This is a genomic window from Longibacter salinarum, assembly GCF_002554795.1.
Classification (GTDB): Bacteria; Bacteroidota; Rhodothermia; order Rhodothermales; family Salinibacteraceae; genus Longibacter; species Longibacter salinarum.
Map to the genome: position 1 here is coordinate 351,383 of NZ_PDEQ01000003.1, position 23,468 is coordinate 374,850.

A 23,468-nucleotide genomic window follows, 5' to 3' on the forward strand; every position below is an offset into this window, starting at 1 on the left:
GAAAGCGCTTCCGACCCGGTGGTACCCGGTGGAGGAGCAGCCCGGTTTGTAGAGTTTCCACTCGTCTCGATGAAGGGCGTGTTTACACGAAAACGTTTTCCTCACGTTCCTGTGGTCCCGCTTGATCTTAGACAGCCATTTCGAGACCGTCACGGCTCTGGCACGCATGCATCAAGGCTACGGGTGCCCGTCATCTGGACGTCGCTTGTTTGCCGTCAATTTCTCGGCATTCTCGTCCGCCGATATATCGACCGGGCGCGCAGCAGTGATCAGACGAAATCGGACGGGTAGCGACATCCGAATCGGCACAGGACGCCCGTCCACCTGGGCGGGCACGAATGCAGTTCGGCGTACGGCCCGAACGGCTGCGCTGTCGCAGAGCGCGTGGAGAGAGCGCAGAACCTCAACGTTCGATGTGTTTCCTTCCGTGTCGACGACAAACCTCAAGATCAGCCGCCCCTCGATTCCTTCCTCGATCGCTTTTCTCGGATAGGTAATGTTCAGGTAGAGGCGTTGCATGCCACCGCGAACTTTCGGCTTGAGGTCATCCGGGCCGAGAGTCGCCACCGAGCGCACCGGAGGACGAGTCGCCGGATCGGCTGCCGGATGGTCGCCAGCATGCGTATTTTCCTCGTTTCTCACGTCGGTGGTGAGCGACCTGGAGTCAGGAGAAGCTTCCTCGGTCACCTGTGGCGTCAGGGCCATCGCGGCGACGGCGCCGCCCAGATCATGCGCTGTGACCCGGTCGCCCCATCGATCTTTTCCCCATGGTGTTTTCTCGGCTGAGGGAGTACCGGGCAGGTTGACCAGAATGAGGAGTATCGCGAGGGCGGTAAAAAGACCAAGTTGAATGCGGATAACGTAGACGCCGAACACAGAAGTGGACGCGCCCCGTCGGTGATGTGCGGTTTCCATGATGGCACCGGGGCTTGCGTTAGCGGTAAATTCATATTATCAACGCGAGTTGAGCGCAGAAGTGCCCCGATATTTTGGTAGGTCACGCATGCAGCGGATGACGGTGCGTGCGTATGGGGATCGGATACGTTGCTTGTTTCCGCATGAACTCATAGCTTGCCTTTCCTGCATTTGCCGTCCGTTCCTCACTCTTCCCCGAACGAATCGCGGGCGAACGAACGTTTTTTCTTCCTGTCGAGATTATTCCGCATATGGACCGGTTTGCTCATTCTGCGTCATCCTGCCTTCTGGCGCTCCTCCTCGTCGTCGTTTCTGGGGCGCTGACAGCCTCGTCTCCCGCCCAAGCTCAACAACAAGTACAGGTCTTTCGAGGAGCCAAAGTCTACCCCATTTCCGCTGATCCGATCGATGATGGTGTTGTCGTCGTCCAGGATGGCGTGATTCAGGCGGTCGGTGCGGACGGTGAGGTCGAGATTCCTTCGGGAGCCACGGAGCACGACGTTTCCGGAAAGGTCATTATGCCGGGACTTGTGGATACCCACTCGCACATCAGCCAGGTAAACGGAGGCGATGGAGCGGCGCCAACGCATCCGGGCGTGCGTACCCTCGACGCCGTGAACGTTCGACACAGTTCCATTGGACGGGCGCGGTCCGGCGGGATCACGACGGTCAACGTGCTTTCGGGCTCCGGACACCTCCTCAGTGGTCAGACCACACATCTGAAGCTGCGCGACGGAGACACGGTTGAGGAACTGCTCTTCTGCGAGAACCCGCTGACGGATATTTGCGGCGGGATCAAGATGGCGAATGGAACGAACTCGATCCGCGACAACCCTGCGTTCCCGGGGACCCGCGCGCGCTCAGCGTCGATTGCGCGACAGATGTTCATCGACGCTCAGGAGTACAAGAAGAAGAAAGAAGCGGCAGAGTCGGAGGATGACATGCCGCCAATGGATCTCGGGAAAGAGGCGTTGATCGAGGTGCTGGAAGGACGCCGGATCGTTCACTTCCACACGCACCGCCACGACGACATCTTGACGGTCTTGCGCCTGAAAGAGGAGTTCGGCTTTGAGGTGGTTCTCCACCATGTGAGTGAGGGGTGGCGCGTCGCGGATGAAATCGCGGAGGCCGGTGTGCCGTGCTCCATCATTACGATCGACTCGCCGGGCGGGAAGCTGGAAGCCCGAAACCTCTATTTCCGGACGGGTGCCGTTCTCGAAGATGCGGGTGTCGATGTTGCCTACCACACGGACGACTTCATCACGGACTCCCGGCTCTTCCTTCGCTCGGCGGCTATCGGCGTTCGGGCGGGCATGTCCGAGGCAAAAGCTCTTGAGGCGATGACGCTTGCAGGGGCACGGATGCTGGGGCTCGAGGATCGCGTCGGATCGCTTGAGGAAGGAAAGGACGCAGATCTCATTGTTCTCTCCGGAGATCCGCTCAGCGTCTACACCAACATCGAGGAAACCTGGGTCGAAGGTCAGAAGGTGTTCGATCGCGAGAATCCCGACGATCGAGATTTCGCGACCGGCGGATACGGTGTCTACGACGACGGTACCCTCCATCACCATCACGGGCCCGCGCATGAGTAACCGATCGGCTAATGGGTAACCGCTGTGGGCACGAGTGTGATCGTTTCCACGTGTCGAGTCCATGCCCCGCCCGGTCGTCCGGTACACTACCGGCATGTCCGATCTCGTCCGGATATTCTTTGCTGGAGCGAATCCGGCGATCGGCAGACTGAACCGCCGCAAATGACTGCGTTTGCGTCTCCTCCTTGTTTCCGCTTGTAATCAAACCGACGTACATGTCTCGTTCGATTCAACATCGCTCGCTTTACAGTCTTACCCGTCGCGCGCTCGTCGGGCTGCTTCTGTTTCTGTTCGTCTCCTTTTGTGCGATGTCGGCCCACGCGCAAGTAGCGGTCATGGCCGACACCGTGTATACGATGGCTGGTGCCCCGATTGTCGACGGTGTCGTCCTGGCGAATGGACGCACGATCGAAGCCGTCGGCCCGGTCTCCGATATCGATATTCCCGATGATTACCGCCAGATCGAGGCGACGGTCGTCACGCCCGGGCTGATCGACGCCCGGTCCACCGTCGGTCTGTCGGGAATTGACAACGTTGAGGCGGATCAGATGCAGCTAGAAACGTCCTCGCCGATGCAGCCGGAGCTGCGCGCGATCGATGCCTACAACGCACGGGACGAACTGGTGAACTGGGTGCGGTCGCTGGGCGTCACCACGGTTCACACGGGGCACGGGCCGGGCGCGACGATTTCTGGCCAGACGATGGTCGTGAAGACGAACGGACGAACGATCGATGAGGCCCTCGTCGATTCCACGGCCATGCTCGCGATGACGATTGGACCGTCGGTCTCTCGCAACTTCGATTCGCCGGGCACCCGGGCGAAAGCGATTGCGATGCTGCGTCAGAAGCTCATCGAGGCGCAGCAGTATCGGGAGAAGCGTGCAGGCGATAATCCGCCAACTCGGGATTTGGGTATGGAGGTCCTGGTCGGCGTGCTGGACGGTGACATTCCTGCGCTCGTCACGGCACACCGTGCCCGCGACATCATGACAGCCATTCGTTTGAAGGAAGAGTTCGGCTTTGAGTTGGTCATCGACGGCGGAGCGGAATCGTACCTCGTCAAGGATAAGATTAAGGCGGAGGACGTACCCGTCATCGTGCATCCGCCGATGATGCGGACGTACGGTGCAGGGGAAAATGCAGCGTTTACGACACCGGGTGAACTCCATGAAGCGGGAATCCCGATTGCGTTTCAGAGTGGATACGAAGCGTATGTCCCCAAGACCCGCGTAGCGCTTTTCGAAGCCGCCGTGGCGGTTGCTAACGGTCTGCCTCGGGAGGCAGGGTTGCGCGCGCTCACGATTGACGCTGCCGAACTTCTGGGTCTATCGGATCAGATTGGATCGATAGAGGAAGGGAAGCACGCCGATCTCGTGCTGTATTCTGGCGATCCGTTCGAATACACGACCCAGGTGTGCACAGTGATCATCGATGGCCGGGTGGCAAGCAGTGAGTGTCAGTAACCCGTGACACCCGCATGTAGCGTTTATGCCCCGTTTGACGGACGGATCGAGACAACGTAAACGCGGTCGTTTGTGCCTATTCGCATGCTTGAAGGGTGACCTTTAACCCGGAAGGCGCGGTTTGCGAAATTGACGATCCCTCGTGTTGCGACAATAGCAAGGATCGACCGTTGGGAGGTCCATCCCTTTGGATGGCCGAAGGCTGTCCGCCAAACAGGTTCTTCTACCAAACCCAAATGACAATGTCGGGGTCACGATCGTCCGTGGAAGGGTTTCGCCGGCAGAATACGTTGATTCTTGCGTCTCGTCCCTTTTTTCGATCGAATCGACCCCAGATCCGAGGCACGGCATCTGGGCGCGATCATTTGGATTCAGTATTAGCCCTTTTTCTTCACATTCCGCCCCGCTCATGACCGATTCGTTCGAAGCATTCATCCTCGACCAGGAGGAGGACGGCGATGGACTTCATGGTAGTGTTCAGACGCTTGATCCTGATTCGGTCCCGGACGCGGACACGACGTTGCGCGTTCTGTATTCGAGCATCAATTACAAGGATGCGCTGGCGGTCCGCGACGCTGCGCCGATTATTCGTGGCGATGTGCCCATTGCGCCGGGAATCGATCTGGTCGGCCGCGTTGAACGATCTACGTCGGACCGGTTTCGTACGGGAGATCTCGTAATTGGGACGGGCTGGGGTCTCGGTGAGAACGTCTGGGGTGGCTACACGCAGCTGGCGAAGGTCGATAGCTCGAAGCTCGTTCCGCTTCCGGAGGCGCTTCCAGCCAAGCACGCCATGGCGATCGGCACGGCCGGCTTCACGGCCATGCTTTCCGTCATGGCTCTGGAAGAGCACGACGCGACACCCGGTGACGGCGAGATCCTCGTTACCGGTGCGTCCGGCGGGGCGGGAAGTATGGCAACGGCTATCCTTGCGGCGCTCGACTTCGATGTGGTGGCATCGACCGGGTCGGAGGATGCGCATGGATACCTCAAAGGGCTCGGTGCGTCCCGCATCATTCATCGCGACGAACTTTCGGGAGGTCCCAAGCGGCCGATGGAGTCCGGGCGGTGGGCCGGCGCGATCGATGCAGTCGGTGGAGACACGCTCGCGACGATCATCGCGCAACTCAAACGTCACGCATCGGTGGCATCGTTCGGAAACGCCGGAGGGCACGAGTTGAACACGACCGTCTTTCCGTTCATCCTCCGCGGCGTCAATCTGCTGGGCATCGACTCCAACACGTGTCCGAACGCACGGCGTATTGTGGCGTGGGAACGAATGGCCGGTATCTTGTCATCCGACACGATTGAGTCGATGATTCACTCAGTCGTTCAACTTGACAGGATCGACGAGGCGGCCCAACGGATTCTGGATACGGGCGTACGTGGTCGAATCGTCGTACGCGTCGGCGGATAGATCGGGTGCAGTTCTTGCCCACGTTGCTGGGACGGCGCTCCTCTGTGCCGATTTGTTTTTCGCGCTGCCGGATTCTACTTGTTTTTCCTTGTCATGACCGTATCCATCTGGCAACAGGCACAGCGCCGCCGCGCGGTGGCGTACGACGTCGCCGTCGTTGGTGGCGGAATCGTTGGGTGTTCGACGGCGTACTGGCTCCGTCAACGCGATCCGTCGCTCCGAGTGGCGATTGTGGATGCGAACTCGCTCGGCGCAGGCGCATCCGGGCGAAACGCCGGGTTCGTCTTGCTCGGTACGCACGAGGACTACCTTTCCGCAATACGGGAATACGGCGAGCGCACGGCCCACCGGCTGTGGCAGTTCACACGAGAGAACCGGCGGCTCATCTCCGAACTCGATGGATCCACATTCGGCTGGAGGGAGAAGGGAAGCCTGACCGTGGCGGGAGACGAGGAGGAAGATGACCGTCTCAGGCGCGCGCTTCCATACATGCGCGCAGCCGGCATCCCGGTCGTCTACTTGGGGCCGTCCGAGACGATGGAGCGCCTGCATGCGCAGGGCTTTCATGGAAGCCTCTACTGTACGACGGGGGCTGCGGTCGATCCGCTAAGGTTGGTTCGCTACCTGGCCGCCGAAAGCGGCGCCGATGCGCTCACGCATCACCGCGTGACGAAGCTGCACTCTGAGGGTGGAGGAGTCGTTCTGGATACGCCGCGTCTCCAGGTAAAGGCTGAGCGTGCTGTGCTCGCTGCTGGCGCCTACGTGCCCCAGATCGTGCCATCGTTACAGCAGTACGTCCGCCCGGTTCGGGCACAAATGCTTGCCACGCATCCTGCGCCCGATCAACTCCTTTCATCGCCGGTCTACTCGCACGATGGATATTTCTACGCCCGGCAGCTCGATGGCGGGACGATTCTCGCCGGAGGAGGTCGGTATCAGCACAGGGAGACCGAGGTTGGCTACGAGGACGCCACGACACCCGCGGTGCAGGCGGATATCGAGCGGTATCTGCATACGCACTTTCCGTGGACGACGAATCTCAGGATCGAATCTCGCTGGAGCGGCACCATGGGGTTTTCGCCGGACAACCGCCCGGTCGTAGGTCGTGTGCCGAACTGCCCGTCCTGCCTGTACGCAACAGGCTTTACTGGTCACGGGATGGGATATGGCGTTCGCATGGGACAGATGCTCGCAGACACGTTGGTTCAGGACGAGCCGCCCAAAAGCTACAAACTGTTCACTGCGGAACGTTTCCAATCAAAACCCTCCGTACCGGAGTGAGAAATCCTGCGTCAAGGATTTTTGGCTATCTTTTTTGGATAATTTGTGACCTTGCAACTCCTTGGAGCGGCTATACGTCATGCAGACTGATTGAAGCCGTACAAGCGGCAAACAGTCCATATCGATCCTCTCTCTTCGTTGTCATAACGATCTGCTCTCGATGCTTTCCCCGGTACTAGCCCTTTCTGCCCGTCTTCCGCGCACCGTCTGTGCGCTGCTCCTCGTGGCGATACTTTCGACATCGGTGGCGTTCGCGCAGAATGCTCCCGCCACGATGGGACCCCGAGGTCAAGGGAGTCTTAGCTTTACCGTCGGCGTTCCCGTCGGCGAGTTTGCAGACAAGCTCGATAATCTCGGATATGGGGCCAATTTATTCCTCGGCGGCATGTTGAAGAATACCCCGTTCACCGTCGGGCTCGATGCCTCGTTTCTAGTTTACGGTCGCTCAAGAAAGCGCGTCCCATTCAGTACCACGGTTGGACCTGCCGTAAATGTGGATGTCGTGACCACGAACTCAATCGTTCAGCCACACCTCGTCCTTCGCCTTCAGCCGGCTACAGGACCCGTCCGACCATATCTGGAAGGACTAATCGGCTTCAAGTACCTGTTTACGGAAACACGCGTCGAGGACGACCGAACGGACGAGAAGATCGCGTCCACCCGCAACTTCGATGACTTTGCCTGGAGCGGGGGCGCTGGCGCGGGAGTCGACATCCGCGTCGGTCAGAGTGTCAACCAAATGGGACGGCAACAGGCATTTTACCTCAAGCTTGGCGTACAGTATCTGCGTGGGCAGGAGGCAGAGTATCTCGCCGAAGGCGCCCTCGAAGATACCAACAACGATGGTGTGCTTAACGAGTCCGAGCTTCCGATTCGACGCTCGCGCACCAACCTGGTGCAACCGATGCTCGGCTTCGCGATGACATTCTGAGCGGTCATCTGTGCCCCCACGCCGTAACGATGTGGGACAGTGGTGGACAGGCATTGGTACCTGTGCGTACTCTACGCGTCTGATTTTCCATCACGGGTCAGCTTTACGTCATGACATCCAGGTCGAGAATTGTCCGGTACGTTGTGTTGGCCAGTTTCCTATTGCCCATTCCCTGTCTGGCCATGGCCCCACCAACCGACTCCCTCGCGGTCGACCTCGCGGAGCACGAATGGACGCATCGACTCGTGCTCGTGTTTGCGCCAACAGAGGACCATCCGGCGCTTGCCGAACAGATGGCGATGTGGAGTGCGGAGCGGAACGGGTTCGAGGAGAGAAAACTTCGCATCTACCGTCTGGTCGGAACCGGAAGCGGTCGGTTCTACAGGCAGCCAGATGCGGAGGGGCAACCGATCTCCGAGACGTCGGCGCGGGGACTTCGTGAGCGTTTCGGCGTGCCAACTGATGCGTTTGTCGTGATCCTCGTTGGGCTTGATGGCACGGAAAAGAAACGCCATCCAGAGCCGCTTGCAACGGACGACCTGTTTGCTACCATTGACGCCATGCCGATGCGGCGGGCCGAAATGCGAAAAGAGAATCGTGGACATCAATAACCTCGCGTCGGCTAGAGGCCACAAAAAACGCCCGCTACGGAAGCATTCGCGTGCTCCGTAGCGGGCGTTCGTATGGTGCGGGATGTCGATCGAGACATTACAGCTCAATTCCGATCAGCCAGCGTCCGGCTAGTTCATCCTGATCGCCGATGAGGTCTGGATCGCTCACGTAGAGGGGGAACCGGGCAACAAAGCTGAGGTCTTGCAGGACGTCGGACTGCTGTGTCCACCGACGGAGGGCGCCAACATCCGCCACGTTGTAGCGAACGCCGAAGCCGGCATCAGCCACGAGGTCGGTCGCGGTGAATCCGGCGAGGAAGGCGCCGTCGTTCCAGGCCTGTCCGATTCCGGAGAATGCTTCGACCCCGAGAGGTTTGAGCAGTCCGATGCCCGACGAGGCAAGCGGTCGGGCGCGAAGAGAGAGGCGCCCGGCGACGAGACGCGTTCCGCCAACCTGGCCAGTTCCGCTTCCCGTGAATCCGCGAAGATACCCGACGGGGCCGGCGGGACCGAACCCGACGAGGTGCGCATCATCTACGGGGTTTTCGAGCGCAGCCGCGGCGGTCCGGTACGCGTCGTTCTGCCACTGCGCTTCCACCGAGCGTCCGCCGAGCTGGAATTGCTTGAATCCGACGAGGCTACGCGTCCCAATTCCGAGCTGCAGGTCAGCCTGTGCGGTGAAGGGACCGAAAGATCGAGCACGCCGGGCCTCCAGCATGGCGCGAGTTGCGGCACCCGAAGGAGCGGTGGACCGCAGCGAACTGCCGGCCTCGACCATCAGGTGCACATGATTCTCGCCTTCTGCCACGCGGTAGTCCATTCGGGCCGAAAGCGTGTGCTCCTGCTGAAACGGATTGGCCGTCGCACCGCCTGTGGCGAGGCCGTCACGCGCGCCGAAGACCCGGTCGCTTCGGTTGTACTGGTGAAGGAGACCGAACCGGAGCGTTTTCGACCGGTCGGCGAGGTATGACGCAAGAGGTTTTTCCACCCGAACCTCCGATTCGATGAGTCCGAGTTTCTTCTCTGAGCGGAACAGCGTGGTGGCTCGTGGGCCGAGTGCGCGCGTCGGCGTCTCGTACGACAGCTCATAGTCGATGCCGCTGAGCCACGTGCCGCTATCTGCGGAAGTGAGCTCCACAGGTTCCGATCCGTTGCTCGCGATCACCTGTGGGTAAAGCGTCAGGCTGTACTCCGTGCGGTAGGAGTCGAACAGGTAGGCCCCGCGCGACTGCAGTCCGACACCGCCGCCGAACAGATAGCTGTACGTTCCCATCGGGCGCCATCCGACGCTGTAGGCATCCCAGTTCTGCTGCGGCGGGTGCAGGAAGCGCCGATCGACGGGGATGCTCGACGTGTTGTTGAGTCGGTTCTGATCGGGTGTTAGAAGGTTCGGGTCGAGCACGGCTCGCTCTGCCTTGGCGGGAACGGTCACCGTGACCTCATACTCAGGATAGGTCCACGGCCAGGGTTCAGCCACAACCCAGTCGTCTGGCACCGGCTTGTGGCCGTGCATCACGACGAGGGGAATGTTGATCCATTGCGTGCTGCCATCCGCGAGCGATAGTCGGATGTCCTGGGGCATCGCAACGGGCGCATGCCGCTTCAGGGAAATCGTGACCTCGTAGCCCTCAGCCGTCCGGTTTTGGTCCATCGACTCGATCCCGTAGTCGAGGGGACGCGTCGTGTTTGTGAACTGCTCGAAGTACCAGTCGAGCCGGAGTCCACTCACGTCCTCCGCGAACTTCTCCACGTCGAAGGGATCTGGATGCTGACCGGAGCGGCGTCGGAAATACTCTTTGAGCCACTGGTCTCGATTCTTTTCACCGATCACGTAGCTCATCATTTCAACGATCATCTCGCCGCCGGGGTATGCGGAGACGCCGTATCCGAGGTTCGTCTGAAACCAATCAGCCGGCGTGTTGAACCGTTCGAGCAAGCCGACATCCTTCGCGAACAGAACGCTCAGGAACGCTCCCGTATGGGCTGGATTCGTACGCCCGTTTACGTGTGCGACAGCCTCCGTCGTAGCGTAGCTGGTGAAACCTTCGTCCATCCAGGCGTAGTCGGCTTCGTTCGTGCCCAGGGCGCTGTAAAACCATTCGTGTGCGGCCTCGTGCGCTGTGACACCAAGGAGAGAGGCTGGGCTTCGTTTTCCAGTGAGAAAGTTGATCATCGGGTATTCCATTCCACCGTCGCCGGCCTGAGCCACGGTAAACTGGGGGTACGGATAGTCGCCGTACTGTTCGCTAAAGAAGTTGATAATGTCTGGGACCCACTGCTTCATCGGCTTCCACCGATCTTCGACATCCGGCTGGTAGAGAAGGTGATAGCGCGTGCCGGCGGCATCGGAGAACGTCTCGTGGATGTAGTCCGGGTCAGCCGCCCAGGCGAAATCATGCACATCCTCCGCGGAAAACCGCCACGTGAGCGAGTCGGTGCTCGTCTGCAGGTCGCCCGGACGCCACAGTCCTTCGTCCTGATCGTAGCCGTGACCGACCTCGGATGGATTCTGAAGGACGCCGGTCGAGCCCAGCGTGTACTCCGATGGGGCAGTGATGTTGACGTCGAAGGTGCCATACGGCGCGTAGAACTCTCGACCGACGTAGGGGTCCGGGTGCCAGCCTCGCTCGTCGTATTCGGCCATCTTCGGGTACCACTGGCTCATCGAAAACTCGATGCCCTCGTCATTCATCCAGCCACTCCGGCGCGTCTGCTTCGGCACCTGCGACTCGAACTCCATTTCGAAGGTCGACGAGGAGTTTGGGGGAATCGGCTCCGCGAGATCGACGCGAACGACGGTTTCGCGAATGGTGTAGTCGACCGAGCGCCCATCCTGTGCCAGCGATAGGATCCGATGATAGCCTCGCGTGTCTGCGTCCAAGTTGAAGATGCGTGGCACGATGCGTCCGTCTGGATCCGGAAGATGGCGGTTCCGCTCGGCCATCATCGAGTTCGGGTGGAAGGCGTTGAAGTACAGATGGTAGTACACCGTCCGAAGGGTATCCGGCGAGTTGTTGGTGTACGTCAGTCGTTGCGTCCCGCGAAGCTGATGTCGGTCTGCGAGGAGCGTGATGTCCATCTCGTAGTCCACGCGCTGTTGCCAGGGTTGCGAGGCCTGAGCATGGGCGGGACCGGGCGAGGTCATCCACGAGAGGGCGAGGAGGGCGCCGGCGAGCACACCGGCAAAACGGCGAATCATGAGTAGAGAGGCCTGGATGGGAGGGCACCGGAATGATGTGTTCAAATGACATCGAAGTCTTTCTCCGTACGGCGTGGATTGTTTCGGTCGCTTGGTCTATCCGACCATCTCGCAAAGAAACGGTCTCGCTTGTCGACTCGGCATGTTGCACGGCGCTGGGCATTGCGCAGCCCGGAAAGACACCCGCGATGAGGGATGCTTTTCGAATTCCCCGCAACAGTGAATCAAGGAATTCGTCGTGACGTTTTCCCTCAGGCACTACAGCCCCTGTATTTCCCTCTTCATCCCCGTCGCCTGACATGGCTGCCTCTTCCCGTTCTTGCCCGTCCTGCGGTGCTCGCATTCCTGAGGGTGCCGACCGCTGCGATCTCTGTGGTTCCAGCATTGCCTCTGAGAGCCAACCTGAGGACCAGGACGATTCGACATCTGACGTCGGCGCGACGGAGACCGATTCCGACTCGGCAGACATTACAGGCGAGGCGGCGTCTTCGCCAGAGGGGCAAAACGGGGGGAGAGGACCGGCGGACGGCTCACCGGAAGATCCGGATATGGTGTATTGCAACGCATGCGGCTCGTCGAACCCGGCCGATGCAAATTTCTGCAGTCAGTGCGGTGCGAAGCTCGAAGCGGTGCCGGAGGGAACGCGTCGGGTCGACCCTCGCCTGCCACAGGGAGAGCCGGAGGGCGCGAGTGAGAATGATGAAGGGGAGGAAGACGAACACCAGTTGATGTCACAGCAGCTCCTCCTCACCATCGGAGTGGCTGTTCTGGTTCTCATCGCATTGTTCTTCGTGACGCTCTGGAGTCAGAACCAGCAATGGGGGGACGACGAGCCGGCGACCCAGACGTCGGAGACGTCCGCCGCCCCTGCGAATGGCACGCCAGCAACGGGTACGCCGGCGCCGATGAACGCGCCCGACCTGAACACGCTTGTTGACGAAAACGGTGTCGATCTTTCTGATCCCGTGGAGCAACAGGCCGATTCCCTCGAGCAGCAATTGTCGAACGTCGACGGCCAGGTGCGACGCACGATTCAGGAGCAGCTCGTGAACTTGTACGTCGGCTCGGATGCCTTCGGGCGGGCCGCACGTCTACAGGAAGAGATGGCAGAAGAGACAGGAAACGCAGAGGACTGGCGTCGGTCGGGCGATCTGTTCTACAACTGGATGGAGTATGTTGGCCAGGAATCCAATGGTCAAAACCCTGCAATTGCCCCCATCGGTCGCCGCGCCATCTCATCGTATGAGAAGGTGCTCGAACAGCAGCCGGAGAACCACGATGTGCGCACGGATATGGCCACAGTGCTCCTTCGGTCCAACAACCCAATGCGCGGGGTGGAAGAGCTAAACCGCGTGCTGGAACAGGATTCCACGTTTGTGCCTGCGCGTTTCAACAAAGGGATCGCCCTTCTGTGGATCGGGCGGTATTCCGAGGCCATCGAGCAGTTCGAAGCCGTTCAGGATCTGACTGGAGAAGAGTCGCCGCAGTACCAGCAGGCCGAGCGGGCGATCCAGCTCGTAAAGGAGGAGATGAGCGCGAATGGTGGTGCGTCGCCGTCGGAGGCCCCCTCGGTGGCACCGACCGGATGATAGACGCCTCTCGTTTCGTCGAGAACGTGTCGACACACTCGAATGCGGATTTTGCTGCGCAACGCTACGGCTAGCACGCGAGGCCGCTGTACAAACGTATGCCCGATCATACCGACGTCTCCCGTGAGGTATCGCTTTCGTCCCGTCTTTTCTGGCTCGGGGCCGCTCTCTGGATCGTCGCTGCGAAGACCCTGGTGGTCGTGACCTGGACGCCGGTGGAAATCGTTTCGCCCCGCGTCCGCCTTCTGGCGTATGGCTTGGCGCTGGGCCTTCCTTGCGTCCCGCTCGTCCTAGTAGCGGCACGTAGCGCGGTGTTCGGTCAATGGCGACGCGGTCTCATCGCGTCGGCTATTCTGGGCGTTCTGCTCACGTTCGTTACGGCGTCGGGCATCACGTCTGCTGCGTTGCGAGCTGCCCATTCATGGGAGACGCACCAGGTGCTATATCGTCACCGCGACGAGGCCGACCGAACCATCGAGACCCAGCGACGAGTCAGTGACGCGAAAGGGGAATATCGAACCGTTCAGACGCGCCCGATCACGTCTTTCCTGTCGTACACCGAACCGATTGTGGGCGACCCGTCGCGGCGCAACTGGGTGTCTGTGTCTCCAGATAAGCCCTAGTGACCCCTCCGACATCCATCCAGCAGTCGGAACGTGTGGTGCGTCCTTCTAGGGAAAAGGAAGCACGTCAGGCAGTTGCTGAATCACCGACGCTAGCTACCGGTCCGTTTTGATTTCAAACCGGAATGTCTCCGTATGTCATCGACAAACGGACCTCGCATGTACACGCGTCTCGAAAGCGAGGCGTTATACCAAATCCAAATGACAATGTCGGGGTCACGATCGTTTGGATTCAATATGATCGTCGAACATAACGCACTCTCACACTTCCGTACCCACATACTCCGATGCATTTCGGAGCAGGTGCACCGGGGAATGCTGAAATGACCCACGCTCTAATGAAAGTGACCGGTAGGTAGTCACCGAACCTCAGGTTCATTGAAAGTGCAAAAAGTTGCCGATTGCCGTTTGGAGGCGGTGAAGAGGCCATAATGCGGGGATTCCTGTCCTGAATCGAGCTGAAATCCCGCGTATGTACGACACAGAAGCATATCCAAATATCGTCCAAGATCCGATCGGGTACGCAACCGTTCGGATCTTTTCTATATTGCGCCGACGCCCCCTTCGTTTTCGTCTTACGAATCGACCGGATTCATGAAGACCCTGATTAAAAATCTCGATCGCGATCAGATCGCAGAAGCTGTCGCGGAGGCTGAGTCTCGCACGGCCGGAGAAATCGTGCCCTACGTTGTGCCGCGAAGTGATACGTATGAGATCGCTATCTGGCGCGGCGCGTCGGCGGTAGCACTTTTGGCAATCACCGTGGCGCTTCTCATCGTGCAGTTTTACCAGGGGTGGGGACTCGGATGGCTCTTCACGCCGTGGGGCGTTGCGACGATAGCGCTCCTCGGTGGCGTTCTCGGGGCACTGCTTGGTGGATATGTTCCCTCGGTCGAGCGCCTACTTGCGGGAGGCGACGTGCTCGACTTGACCGTTCATCGGGCCGCCATGCAGGCGTTCGTCGAGGAAGAGGTGTTTTCAACGCGAGATCGGACGGGGATTCTACTCTTTGTTTCCCTTCACGAGCACCGGATCGAAGTTCTCGGTGACACGGGAATCAATGCAAAAGTAAGTGACGATGAATGGATTGATATCGTTCATCGCATTCGGAGAGGAATCGAGAACCGGAATCTAACCGCAGGGCTCGTCGATGCGATCGGCATGTGCGGCAAATTGCTCGAGCGCCGCGGCGTCGATATTCGGCCGGATGATGAAAATGAACTCAGCGACTCCGTTCGGACGCCCGGATTCGGGCCGTCGCATGAGTCCGAGGAAGATCCCGACGACGCCGCCTCCTGAACGGTGGAAGCACGCGGTTCTACCTCGTCGTCCTGTCGAAGACGCACTTACGATTACTCCATGTCTCGCCTCTCTCTCCCTATGCGTTTCGTCTCTCTCCGTCATTTCGCGCTACTCTTCGCGCTGCTGTTCGTTGCGGGGACATCAAGCGTTGCTGCGCAGTCCGTTCCCGAAGAGTCCATTCCGGAGCTCACGGGTCGCGTCGTAGATAGCGCCGATATGCTCGCGCCCACGACGGAGCAGGTTATTACACGTCAGCTCAAGCAACTTGAGGACTCGACGGGTAATCAGGTAGCCGTTCTCACGGTGGAGAGCCTGGACGGATACGCGATCGAGGACTACAGTCTGGCCGTTGCACGTGCATGGCAACTTGGCACCAGCGACTTCGACAACGGCGTGCTGATCACGGTGGCCAAGCAGGAGCGCAGAATGCGCATTGAGGTCGGATTTGGCCTCGAGGGTCAGCTACCTGATGCGACGGCCGATCGAATCATTCGTCACGAAATGCGCCCACGCTTCCGGGATGGCGACTTCGACACGGGCGTTCGTGCAGGTGTAACCGCTGTCGTTCAATCCATTGAGGGCACATACGAGCCGCCGGAGACGACCTCGGACGGGGTTCCTCCACGGGTCGGTGGACTGTTCGCACTCATCCTCGGCGCCGTCTTCGGAGTTCTACCCGCTTATCTTCTCCTGACGGGGACTGCAAAAAACGGTTTGGGTTGTATGCTTATCGGCATCCTATTTCTTGGCTTCATTCCGCTGGTCGGTACCGTTGCCTTCTTTAGCGGGCTGGGTCTGGTTCTCTTCGGCGAATCGGTGTTCGCTTTCCTCTTTCCGCTCATCGGTGTGCCGGTCGCCCTCATCGCCTTCATCTGGCACCTGGTCCTGATTCTGCGCAGCGACGACGTGCAGGAGATGCGCGACAAGTTTCAGGAGGGAGAAACGATCAAGCGCGATCTCAAAGTCGGGTGGCTCCATCTTCCGGCGAGCATGTGGACGAAGTCTACCGTGGTTACGTCGTCTGGTGGAGGCTTCAGCAGCGGCGGCTTCAGCTCCGGCGGCGGTGGGTTTAGCTCGTCGGTCGGTGGCTTCAGTGGCGGCGGCGGATCGTTCGGTGGGGGCGGAGCTAGCGGGAGCTGGTAGGACACGTGAGGGAGGCGTCACATTCAACAACAAAACGGCTGACGATCGCAGATGGGACGCCCCCTGCGGCCGTCAGCCGTTTCCTGTTTGAGCAACGCAATCGGGGCATGCTTCGTCCGATTGCATCGTCTGTTACACCGCGGTAAGCGGCGGTATCAATGCATCGCGTGCTCAATTTCTAAGACCAGTCCATCTGCATCTCGGACGAAAAGCCGCTTTTTCATTTCCTGGTACGGATAGCCCGCTGCGTCGAGGCGAGAGCGTAGCGCATGCCACTCCCGCTTTTCCAGAGAAAAGCCGAGATGGTGGATGCCCCCGCGTCCGGGTACCGAAGGGTGTTTCATCTCCGTCATCTCGATCAACTCGACGATGTCGTGCCCGTGCTCATCCGCCAGCATCGCACGGCGCCGTCCCTCGCGGATGGGGTCATCCTCGACGACGCGGCAGTCCAATCCCAGCAAATCCACATAGAACGAGACGGCCTCGTCGAGGTCGGTCGTCATGATGGAAGCATGGTCCAGGTGCAGGCGGAACGGTTCGGACGCCTGGCGCCCATTTTCTGAAGCTGATGGACGATCGGAAGCTTTCATGATCAACGAAGGAGAACTTCGATAGAGAACGCTGGCCGTGACGAATGTCAGGCCGAAGCGGTGGAAGGTTGAAAAGCGGCAGCGTCGATGTTGAGACGCTTCATTTTCTTGTAGAGGCCCTGACGGGTCAGGCCGAGCACATCGGCGGACGCGGTGATCTGACCATCGCACGTGGCGAGCACTCGCTTGATGACTGCAGACTCCGTGGCAGCCAGCACATCGCTCAATGAGGTGTCCGGTTGAAGGACGGTTTCGATTGAGGGTAGATGTCCGTCACCGCGCGATTCAGATGCCGGTGTGGGCTGCGAAACCGACGCCTCGTCTGCTGCGTCCCGGATGGGTTTGGCAAGGAGATCGTCATCAATGAGGGGCGCGGGCTCGGAATGCACCAGCAGAAGCGTCCGCTCGATTTCGTTGCGCAGTTGGCGCATGTTGCCAGGCCAATCGTACTGAATGAGAGTGTTGATCGCCTGGCTCGTGATCGAGACGGGCGGCGTACCGTCGGGTCGTAGCTCATCAACGTAGTAGCGCACAAGGAGCGGAATGTCCTCGCGACGATCCCGCAGCGGCGGAACGCGAATGGGAATGACGTTAAGGTGCAAGTACAGGTCTTCCCGGAATTGGCCGTCGCGGATTGCGGTCCGGAGATTGGTGGAGGAGGTCGCAACCACGCGTACATCGACCGGGGTTGGCGTCGTCGCTCCTTTCGGAACGACATCGCCCGTTTCAATCGCCTCGATCAATTGATCCTGTACGGACTCCGGGAGGCTGTCCACGTCGTGCAAAATAACCGTTCCTCCGTCTGCCGCCTGGAATGCGCCGGGCTCAAGTGTGTCGCCGCGCATAGCGCCGAAGAGCTGCGCGTCAAGGGGGGCCCGCTGCATGTTCGAGCACCGAACAACGGTACACGGTTCGCCCGCCCGTTCGCTTGTCGCGTGAACAGCTCTGGCCACGTGGAGCATGCCGGCACCGCGTTCGCCTGTTACGAGCACTGGGCTGTGGCTGGCTTCGATGCGGCGGAGTTGCTGCGCGACCGCCTGCATGGCTGGGCTCTCGGCCACAAAGCCGTCCACGGGAATGCGTGTCGATGACCCCTGGAGCGCGTTGCGTCGTGCGCGTACCTGATGCTGCTGCGCACGCTCAAGGGCCAGGCCGAGGACGGGCAGCCACGGACGGATGCGTTGGAGCGCATCTCCATCCGGGTCATCTGGACCGCTCGACCGAATCCCGAAGAAACACTGAGTAGGTGTAGCCCCGACGAGCGGCAGCCACATGATGTCCTCGGCGTGTCCGTTCGTACGAGCATCCGACTGTTCGATATCAGGGCTTGTCCGCTCCTGACCGGCGACGGCTGCCGGACCCGGCAGAGCATCGGGGTCCGACCCGGTCGCATGCAGCCGTTCGAGTCGGCCGGACGCCGTGCGCCGGTAGATACCGATCCAGGTCGAGGGGAAGAGCGGCTTTACGGTCTGAATCCACGTCTCGGCCACGAGCGGGACGGACCGAGAGGCATGGGAGAGGAGGGCACCGATCACTTCCTCGAACGAACCGCTGGTATCGTCGTCGGCTGAAGCGACGTAGGGTGGGACGAGTCCGCTAGCCTCGTTGGGTGGGGAGCCGCTGAGTTCAGACGACGCGGACTCAAACTGCTTCAGCCGGTTCGAGAGATCGTCGGTCGCTGCATCGTCTTCGATGACGGAGGCCGCCGAGCGCGCGACGCTGTATGCAACGCGGGCATCGCTAAACTGACCGAGGGCGCGTGCAACGTCCCCTTCTGCCGAGGCGCGGAGGACGACGTACGGTAGAACGGTGTCGTAATCGCTGTAGGCAGATGTCGACTCCATTACGCTGCGGGCCTCCTCTGGCCGATCGCAGTGGACAAGGAGGGTTGCACGTGTGCAGAGGCTTCGCAACTGGTGGCCACGGTGCCCCGTCTCGCGTGCATTTCGGAGTGCGCGTTGCACCCACGCATCCGCGTCTTCGTGCTGACCGTCGCGAGTCAAGAGCTCGGCGCGGAGGAGAGCGACGTGAGAACGGTGGAGCCCATGTGGAAGCTGATGAGCCTGTTCGAATAGGCTCTGCAGGAATTCCTCTGCTGCCTCCGTATCGTTCCGTCGCAAAGCAATGCGTGCACGCAGGGTTTGCAGGTGTGCTCGGCCCACCGGGTACTCCGCGGCGAACGTGCTGGCGCGGTCAATCACACGTTCTGCGTCGGAGAGTCGCTGCGATCGCAAGAGCGCTCCGACATGGGCATGGTAGGCCGCGAGAAGGGGGTACCTCGAGACCGCCGACGGGCTCGACAAGAGGCGTTGAGCCTGTTCAGCACGTTCGATGACGTGCTCCGGGTGCGCGCCGAGGTCATATGCGAGAGCCGCGCGCTGGGCGGCGGCATGTCCCTGAATGCGTCGATTGCCCTGTTCTTCTCCGATGTCAGCGAGCTGGTCGAGGTGATGACGGGCGTCGTCATACCGCCCCTCAAAGCGAAGGGCGGGAACGCGCAGATCGTGGAGCCACCGGGCGGCGAGCGTATCGTTTGCCTTCTCCAGTAGAGACGCCGCCTCGTCGAGCGCCCGGCGCATCAGGTTGTATTCGTCGAGCGCAAAGTATGCACGCGCCTGTCCTAGCCGGGCCCAGCAGCGTCCGCGGACGTTGTGGTGCTGTGTATACAGCGAAAGGGCTTCGTCTAGGAGCGAGAGTGCTCGTGCTTCCTCATCCGGCGTGGTGTCCCGGAAGATGTGAGCCCAGCCGAGCCAGAGAGCTAGATCAGCCCGCGCGGTCATGCTATATGCCTCACGGTTGTCGGCGCGTTCAAAGGCCTCCAGTCGCTTCATCGCTCTCTCCGGACGGCCGACATGAGCGATGTCGATGCACGCAGCGAGGCAGTGAAGACGAACGATTCCGTCATCCGCCTCCGCCGCATCGTCTAACGGTTCCAGCAATGGCTCCAGCATACGGGCTACGTCCTCTGCTCGCCCGTCGGCAAGCAGGTCGACCGCCATAGCAATGGTCTGGGCGTAGCGCATGAGAGCAGTGAGCGTGGAAACGGACAGTTTGTGAGAACGTCGAGCGCCATACCCGTGGGGGAGGTACAGCCATCGAGAATCAATCGGTAATCAGAAGCGAGAAGCTGACGACGGGTTTACATAAACCCAAGCTCCAGCTGTGCTTCCTCAGACATCATGTCGGGAGTGAAAGGCGGGTCGAACGTGAGTTCCAGATAGACGCTTTCGACGCCCTCTGTCATGCGTACGGCATCCTCGACTTGGCCGGGCAGAATGCCTGCAGCGGGGCAGTTGGGTGCCGTGAGTGTCATTAGCACGTCGACATGATTGTCCTCGTGTACATCGATGTTGAAGACGAGGCCGAGATCATAGACGTTGACTGGAATCTCAGGATCGTAGATCTCCTTGACGTTCTCCACAATGCGGCGCTTGAGGTCGCTTTCGGGCTCCGGCTGTATGTGGGCTGGGATGATCTCCGGACGCTCGAGCTCGCGATTTTCGTCGGAGCGGTCGGGCGCTTCGTCGCTGGTGTCGGGCGGGACCATGTTAGACATAGCAGGAGAGTGGTTCTAGGATCAGATCAGGGGGCGCGCAGCGAGGCGTTAGGAATAGCGCGAGGCGCGCGTTTTCATTTGCTCGATCATGGCTGCGAGGCCGTTGTTTCGCTGCGACGACAGGTGCTCACGCATGCCGATCTCGTCGAGAAAGTCGAACGTCGCGTTCTCGACCACGGCCGGGGGCTGCTTATCGAGCACGCGGATGATCAGCGCAGCGAGCCCTTTCGTAATTTTCGCGTTCGAGTCGCCTTTAAACGTGAGGACGTTCTGGCTCTCGTCGTAGTCGGTGCGGATCCAGACCTTCGACTGGCAGCCGTGAATCCGGTACTCGTCCGTTTTGTACGCCTCATCGATCAGAGGAATCTCGTCGCCCATCTCGATGAGGTATTGATACCGGCTCATCCAGTCGGGGAAGAACGCGAACTCATCTACAATCTCCTGGGCGCGGTCATCGACAGCAGTGGTGGGCATGGCGGGAATGAGAGAGCGAGAGAAAACACGTGGTTAGCGCAACATCGTGGCTGCTGTATCAAGAGCTTCGGCAAGCGCATCCACGTCGTCGCGCGTGTTGTAGAAGGCGAAGGAAGCACGCAGCGTGCCCGGGAGGCCGAGACGCTTCATGAGCGGTTGCGTGCAATGGTGTCCGGTTCGAACGGCAACGCCGAGGCGGTCGAGGATCGTCCCCACGTCGTACGGGTGGAGATCGTCGAATGCCATCGAGACGACGGATGCCTTCTCCGGCGCCGTTCCGACAATGCTGAGCCCGGGGATCATGGACACCTGCTCGGTCGCGTAGTCCAGCAGGTCGTGCTCGTGACGGGTCATCCCGTCGGTGTCAAGGTCCGAGATATACCGGGCCGCTGAAGCCAGTCCAATCGCGTCCGCGATATTCGGTGTGCCGGCTTCCAGTTTGTGCGGAAGATCGGCATATGTGGTTTTCTCGAACGAGACCTCGTCGATCATGTCTCCGCCTCCGTGATACGGTGGGAGGGAGGTCAACATGTCATGGCGTCCGTACAGCACGCCGATTCCCGTCGGGCCGCACATCTTGTGGCCGGAGAAGCAGAAGAAGTCGGCGCCGATGTCCTGGACGTCCACGGGACCATGCGGGACGGACTGCGCCCCGTCCACCAGGACAGGAATATCGCGCTCGTGGGCGAGATCCACGATCTCTTTCACAGGGTTAATGGTGCCGAGCGCGTTGGAAATGTGGACGACGGAGACGAGCTTCGTTTTCTCCGTCAGAGCATTTCGGAGGGCGTCCAGGTTCAGTACACCCTCATCGGATATCGGCACCACCCTCAGTTCGATGCCAATATCGTTTCGAAGCATTTGCCACGGAACGATGTTGGCGTGGTGCTCCATTTCTGTGATCACCACTTCGTCGCCAGCTTTGAGTCGCTTCCCAAAGGTGTTGGCGACGAGGTTGATCGACTCCGTCGTTCCCCGCGTGAAGATCACCTGCTCGTCCGTCGGGGCGTTGATGTAGTCCCGAATGGCCTCGCGCGCATCCTCGTACGCATCGGTCGCGTTCTGGCTGAGCCGGTGTACACCGCGATGCACGTTGCTATTTTCCTGCTCGTAGTACGTGCTCAGCCGGTCGATTACAACCTGAGGCTTCTGCGACGTCGCCGCGTTGTCGAGGTAGACGAGCGGGGTGTCGTCATACACATCCTGGTGCAGTGCCGGGAAGTCGCGCCGGACCTGCTCCACGTCGAACGTACGGGTCTTGGAGGCGGTGGTCGGCATGGCTACAGACGGAGAATGGGAGAGGGGAAAGCGATATGCATGCGGGCGGAGCCGTGCCGGAATACGCCACAGACCCCGCCCATTGCAGCCGATCCGGTTTCGGTGCAGAAGACCGGGTCAGGCTCATGCGATCGATCGGAGCTAGGGTTAGCTGCGATCGAAGTAGCTGGCGAAGCGCTCCTGTACGCGCTCCGTCATGTGCTCACGGAGGGCGTCGACACGAATCTCATCGACAATGTCCTGCGCGAACGCCTGCAGCATCAGGATGCGCGCGCGCTTCTCCGAGAGGCCGCGCGAGCGAAGGTAAAAGATGCCTTCCTCGTCGAGCTGGCCGGAGGTCGCACCGTGCGAGCACTGCACGTCATCCGCATAAATCTCCAGCTCCGGCTTCGTGTACATGTTCGCCTCGTTCGAGAGCACGATGCTCTTGTTCGACTGGTAGGCGTTGATCCGCTGCGAGTCTGGGCGGACGAACACTTTGCCGTTGAAGACGCCCTTCGATGCATCGTTGAGGACGTTCTTGTAGAGCTCGTTGCTCACGCAGTCGGCGTGCACGTGATCGACGAGCGTCTGATTGTCGACGTGCATGCTGTCTTTGCCGAGGTACAGCCCGTACAGGTTCGACTCGCAGAACTCGCCATCCGGGGTGATGGTGAGGTTGTTGCGGACGACCTCGCCAGAGAGCGTAATCGTGTTTGTCGAGAACACACTGTTGTCCTCGTGGTACGCGGCGGTCGTCTGGACCTGCGACGACGCATCGCTTTCGACCTGGCCGATGTAGTGGTCCAGGTTGCCGCGGGCACCGACGTATGCTTCGCGCACTGTGTTCGTGAACACGCGGGCGTCGGTGAGGGTGTGCTGCATCTCGATGATGGTCGCGATTCCGCCATCTTCCACCACGAATAAGTGGCGTGGCTGGATCATCACGTCATCGTCTGCGACCGTCAGGTGGACGGCGTAGATTGGCTTCTCGACAATCGTCCCGCTTGGCACATAGACGAACAGGCCATCCTGCACAAAGGCGGTGTTGAGCGCGGTTAACGCTTCGTCTTCGAAGTCGGCGTATTCGCCGTAATGCGCTTCGACAATGTCCGGGTGGTTGGCGCCCGCATCGGCGAGGCTCGATACTACGACGCCGTCGGGCAGGGTGCCGATATCCGAAAGGCCCTCGTGGACGCGGCCGTTGACGAGCACGATCCGGTGCGCATCGAGGTCGTCGATGAGCACGTCGTTCAGGTCAGACGGGTCGACGTCCGGGACATTCATCGACAGCGGGAGCGTGTACTCCCGGTCGACGATTTTCGAGATGTCAGTGTACTTCCAGGCTTCCAGCTTGTTGGTTGGAACGCCCAGTTCGGCAAACCGCTCGATGGCCGCCTCGCGGTGGCTCGAAATCGAGGCGTTTTTTCCATTCAGCGCCTGGCCACTGCTCATCTCGAAAGCCGAGAGAAAGCGGTCCTTGGCCGGGGCGCTTGTGTCAAGAGTTGTAGGCATAGTCACGGTG

The 23,468-nt window shown here is 60.2% G+C and carries 18 protein-coding genes; 10 read left to right on the top strand and 8 right to left on the bottom strand.

Translation table 11 applies throughout. The features are described from left to right. Positions 1 to 177: 177 nt before the first annotated feature. Positions 178 to 915 (bottom strand): energy transducer TonB, encoded by a 738-nt coding sequence (locus CRI94_RS07760; RefSeq protein WP_098075105.1) that lies wholly within the window; start codon positions 913 to 915, stop codon positions 178 to 180. A gap of 251 nt (positions 916 to 1,166) precedes the next feature. Here CRI94_RS07760 and CRI94_RS07765 point away from each other — a divergent pair, with 251 nt between their 5' ends. The 6 genes from CRI94_RS07765 to CRI94_RS07790 all read left to right on the top strand — a co-directional run bounded on the left by CRI94_RS07765 (position 1,167) and on the right by CRI94_RS07790 (position 8,210). After that, positions 1,167 to 2,507, top strand: a complete 1,341-nt coding sequence (locus tag CRI94_RS07765) for an amidohydrolase family protein (RefSeq protein WP_098075106.1) — start codon at positions 1,167 to 1,169, stop codon at positions 2,505 to 2,507. Positions 2,508 to 2,722: 215 nt separating this feature from the next. Then, positions 2,723 to 3,970, top strand: a complete 1,248-nt coding sequence (locus CRI94_RS07770) for an amidohydrolase family protein (protein ID WP_098075107.1) — start codon at positions 2,723 to 2,725, stop codon at positions 3,968 to 3,970. Between the two features lie 409 nt (positions 3,971 to 4,379). After that, on the top strand, positions 4,380 to 5,387 hold the full coding sequence (locus CRI94_RS07775; RefSeq protein ID WP_098075108.1) for an MDR family oxidoreductase: 1,008 nt from the start codon (positions 4,380 to 4,382) through the stop codon (positions 5,385 to 5,387). A gap of 93 nt (positions 5,388 to 5,480) precedes the next feature. Beyond that, entirely contained in the window at positions 5,481 to 6,668 is a 1,188-nt protein-coding gene (locus tag CRI94_RS07780) for an NAD(P)/FAD-dependent oxidoreductase (RefSeq protein WP_098075255.1), read from the top strand. A 160-nt stretch (positions 6,669 to 6,828) separates the two neighbouring features. Beyond that, positions 6,829 to 7,599, top strand: coding sequence for a porin family protein (locus CRI94_RS07785; RefSeq protein ID WP_098075109.1), 771 nt, complete (start codon positions 6,829 to 6,831; stop codon positions 7,597 to 7,599). 182 nt (positions 7,600 to 7,781) lie between these two features. Next, a complete protein-coding gene (locus tag CRI94_RS07790) occupies positions 7,782 to 8,210 on the top strand; it encodes a DUF4174 domain-containing protein (protein WP_179862201.1) in 429 nt (142 codons plus the stop codon). 97 nt (positions 8,211 to 8,307) lie between these two features. Here the strand turns inward: CRI94_RS07790 and CRI94_RS07795 are convergent, their stop codons facing one another. Further along, a complete protein-coding gene (locus CRI94_RS07795) occupies positions 8,308 to 11,409 on the bottom strand; it encodes a M1 family metallopeptidase (protein WP_179862202.1) in 3,102 nt (1,033 codons plus the stop codon). Between the two features lie 299 nt (positions 11,410 to 11,708). Between CRI94_RS07795 and CRI94_RS07800 the strand changes: the two genes are divergently transcribed. From CRI94_RS07800 to CRI94_RS07815, 4 genes are all read left to right on the top strand, one after another. Then, positions 11,709 to 12,998 (top strand): zinc-ribbon domain-containing protein, encoded by a 1,290-nt coding sequence (locus tag CRI94_RS07800; protein WP_098075111.1) that lies wholly within the window; start codon positions 11,709 to 11,711, stop codon positions 12,996 to 12,998. A gap of 98 nt (positions 12,999 to 13,096) precedes the next feature. Further along, positions 13,097 to 13,621: a hypothetical protein gene (locus CRI94_RS07805; RefSeq protein ID WP_098075112.1), complete on the top strand. Its 525-nt coding sequence runs from the start codon at positions 13,097 to 13,099 to the stop codon at positions 13,619 to 13,621. A 594-nt stretch (positions 13,622 to 14,215) separates the two neighbouring features. After that, the gene (locus CRI94_RS07810; protein WP_098075113.1) at positions 14,216 to 14,920 is read left to right on the top strand and encodes a TPM domain-containing protein; all 705 of its coding nucleotides are present in this window, start codon (positions 14,216 to 14,218) and stop codon (positions 14,918 to 14,920) included. A gap of 81 nt (positions 14,921 to 15,001) precedes the next feature. Further along, the gene (locus tag CRI94_RS07815) at positions 15,002 to 16,066 is read left to right on the top strand and encodes a TPM domain-containing protein (RefSeq protein ID WP_179862203.1); all 1,065 of its coding nucleotides are present in this window, start codon (positions 15,002 to 15,004) and stop codon (positions 16,064 to 16,066) included. Between the two features lie 155 nt (positions 16,067 to 16,221). Here the strand turns inward: CRI94_RS07815 and CRI94_RS07820 are convergent, their stop codons facing one another. The 6 genes from CRI94_RS07820 to sufD all read right to left on the bottom strand — a co-directional run bounded on the left by CRI94_RS07820 (position 16,222) and on the right by sufD (position 23,458). Continuing rightward, positions 16,222 to 16,656: a VOC family protein gene (locus CRI94_RS07820; protein ID WP_098075115.1), complete on the bottom strand. Its 435-nt coding sequence runs from the start codon at positions 16,654 to 16,656 to the stop codon at positions 16,222 to 16,224. 47 nt (positions 16,657 to 16,703) lie between these two features. Next, positions 16,704 to 19,679, bottom strand: coding sequence for a sigma 54-interacting transcriptional regulator (locus CRI94_RS07825; RefSeq protein ID WP_098075116.1), 2,976 nt, complete (start codon positions 19,677 to 19,679; stop codon positions 16,704 to 16,706). A gap of 116 nt (positions 19,680 to 19,795) precedes the next feature. Continuing rightward, positions 19,796 to 20,212 (bottom strand): DUF59 domain-containing protein, encoded by a 417-nt coding sequence (locus CRI94_RS07830; protein ID WP_245846116.1) that lies wholly within the window; start codon positions 20,210 to 20,212, stop codon positions 19,796 to 19,798. A 48-nt stretch (positions 20,213 to 20,260) separates the two neighbouring features. After that, entirely contained in the window at positions 20,261 to 20,686 is a 426-nt protein-coding gene (locus CRI94_RS07835) for a SufE family protein (protein ID WP_098075118.1), read from the bottom strand. A gap of 33 nt (positions 20,687 to 20,719) precedes the next feature. Further along, positions 20,720 to 21,964, bottom strand: coding sequence for a cysteine desulfurase (locus CRI94_RS07840; protein WP_098075119.1), 1,245 nt, complete (start codon positions 21,962 to 21,964; stop codon positions 20,720 to 20,722). Positions 21,965 to 22,111: 147 nt separating this feature from the next. Beyond that, complete coding sequence (sufD, locus tag CRI94_RS07845) at positions 22,112 to 23,458, bottom strand: Fe-S cluster assembly protein SufD (RefSeq protein ID WP_098075120.1); 1,347 nt, start codon at positions 23,456 to 23,458, stop codon at positions 22,112 to 22,114. Positions 23,459 to 23,468: the final 10 nt, after the last annotated feature.

What these genes read in the sequence shown, in the direction of transcription:
- CRI94_RS07760 (WP_098075105.1), bottom strand. Translation starts at nt 915, where the DNA reads ATGGAAACCGCACATCACCGACGGGGCGCGTCCACTTCTGTGTTCGGC.
- CRI94_RS07765 (WP_098075106.1), top strand. Translation starts at nt 1,167, where the DNA reads ATGGACCGGTTTGCTCATTCTGCGTCATCCTGCCTTCTGGCGCTCCTC.
- CRI94_RS07770 (WP_098075107.1), top strand. Translation starts at nt 2,723, where the DNA reads ATGTCTCGTTCGATTCAACATCGCTCGCTTTACAGTCTTACCCGTCGC.
- CRI94_RS07775 (WP_098075108.1), top strand. Translation starts at nt 4,380, where the DNA reads ATGACCGATTCGTTCGAAGCATTCATCCTCGACCAGGAGGAGGACGGC.
- CRI94_RS07780 (WP_098075255.1), top strand. Translation starts at nt 5,481, where the DNA reads ATGACCGTATCCATCTGGCAACAGGCACAGCGCCGCCGCGCGGTGGCG.
- CRI94_RS07785 (WP_098075109.1), top strand. Translation starts at nt 6,829, where the DNA reads ATGCTTTCCCCGGTACTAGCCCTTTCTGCCCGTCTTCCGCGCACCGTC.
- CRI94_RS07790 (WP_179862201.1), top strand. Translation starts at nt 7,782, where the DNA reads ATGGCCCCACCAACCGACTCCCTCGCGGTCGACCTCGCGGAGCACGAA.
- CRI94_RS07795 (WP_179862202.1), bottom strand. Translation starts at nt 11,409, where the DNA reads ATGATTCGCCGTTTTGCCGGTGTGCTCGCCGGCGCCCTCCTCGCCCTC.
- CRI94_RS07800 (WP_098075111.1), top strand. Translation starts at nt 11,709, where the DNA reads ATGGCTGCCTCTTCCCGTTCTTGCCCGTCCTGCGGTGCTCGCATTCCT.
- CRI94_RS07805 (WP_098075112.1), top strand. Translation starts at nt 13,097, where the DNA reads ATGCCCGATCATACCGACGTCTCCCGTGAGGTATCGCTTTCGTCCCGT.
- CRI94_RS07810 (WP_098075113.1), top strand. Translation starts at nt 14,216, where the DNA reads ATGAAGACCCTGATTAAAAATCTCGATCGCGATCAGATCGCAGAAGCT.
- CRI94_RS07815 (WP_179862203.1), top strand. Translation starts at nt 15,002, where the DNA reads ATGCGTTTCGTCTCTCTCCGTCATTTCGCGCTACTCTTCGCGCTGCTG.
- CRI94_RS07820 (WP_098075115.1), bottom strand. Translation starts at nt 16,656, where the DNA reads ATGAAAGCTTCCGATCGTCCATCAGCTTCAGAAAATGGGCGCCAGGCG.
- CRI94_RS07825 (WP_098075116.1), bottom strand. Translation starts at nt 19,679, where the DNA reads ATGCGCTACGCCCAGACCATTGCTATGGCGGTCGACCTGCTTGCCGAC.
- CRI94_RS07830 (WP_245846116.1), bottom strand. Translation starts at nt 20,212, where the DNA reads ATGTCTAACATGGTCCCGCCCGACACCAGCGACGAAGCGCCCGACCGC.
- CRI94_RS07835 (WP_098075118.1), bottom strand. Translation starts at nt 20,686, where the DNA reads ATGCCCACCACTGCTGTCGATGACCGCGCCCAGGAGATTGTAGATGAG.
- CRI94_RS07840 (WP_098075119.1), bottom strand. Translation starts at nt 21,964, where the DNA reads ATGCCGACCACCGCCTCCAAGACCCGTACGTTCGACGTGGAGCAGGTC.
- sufD (WP_098075120.1), bottom strand. Translation starts at nt 23,458, where the DNA reads ATGCCTACAACTCTTGACACAAGCGCCCCGGCCAAGGACCGCTTTCTC.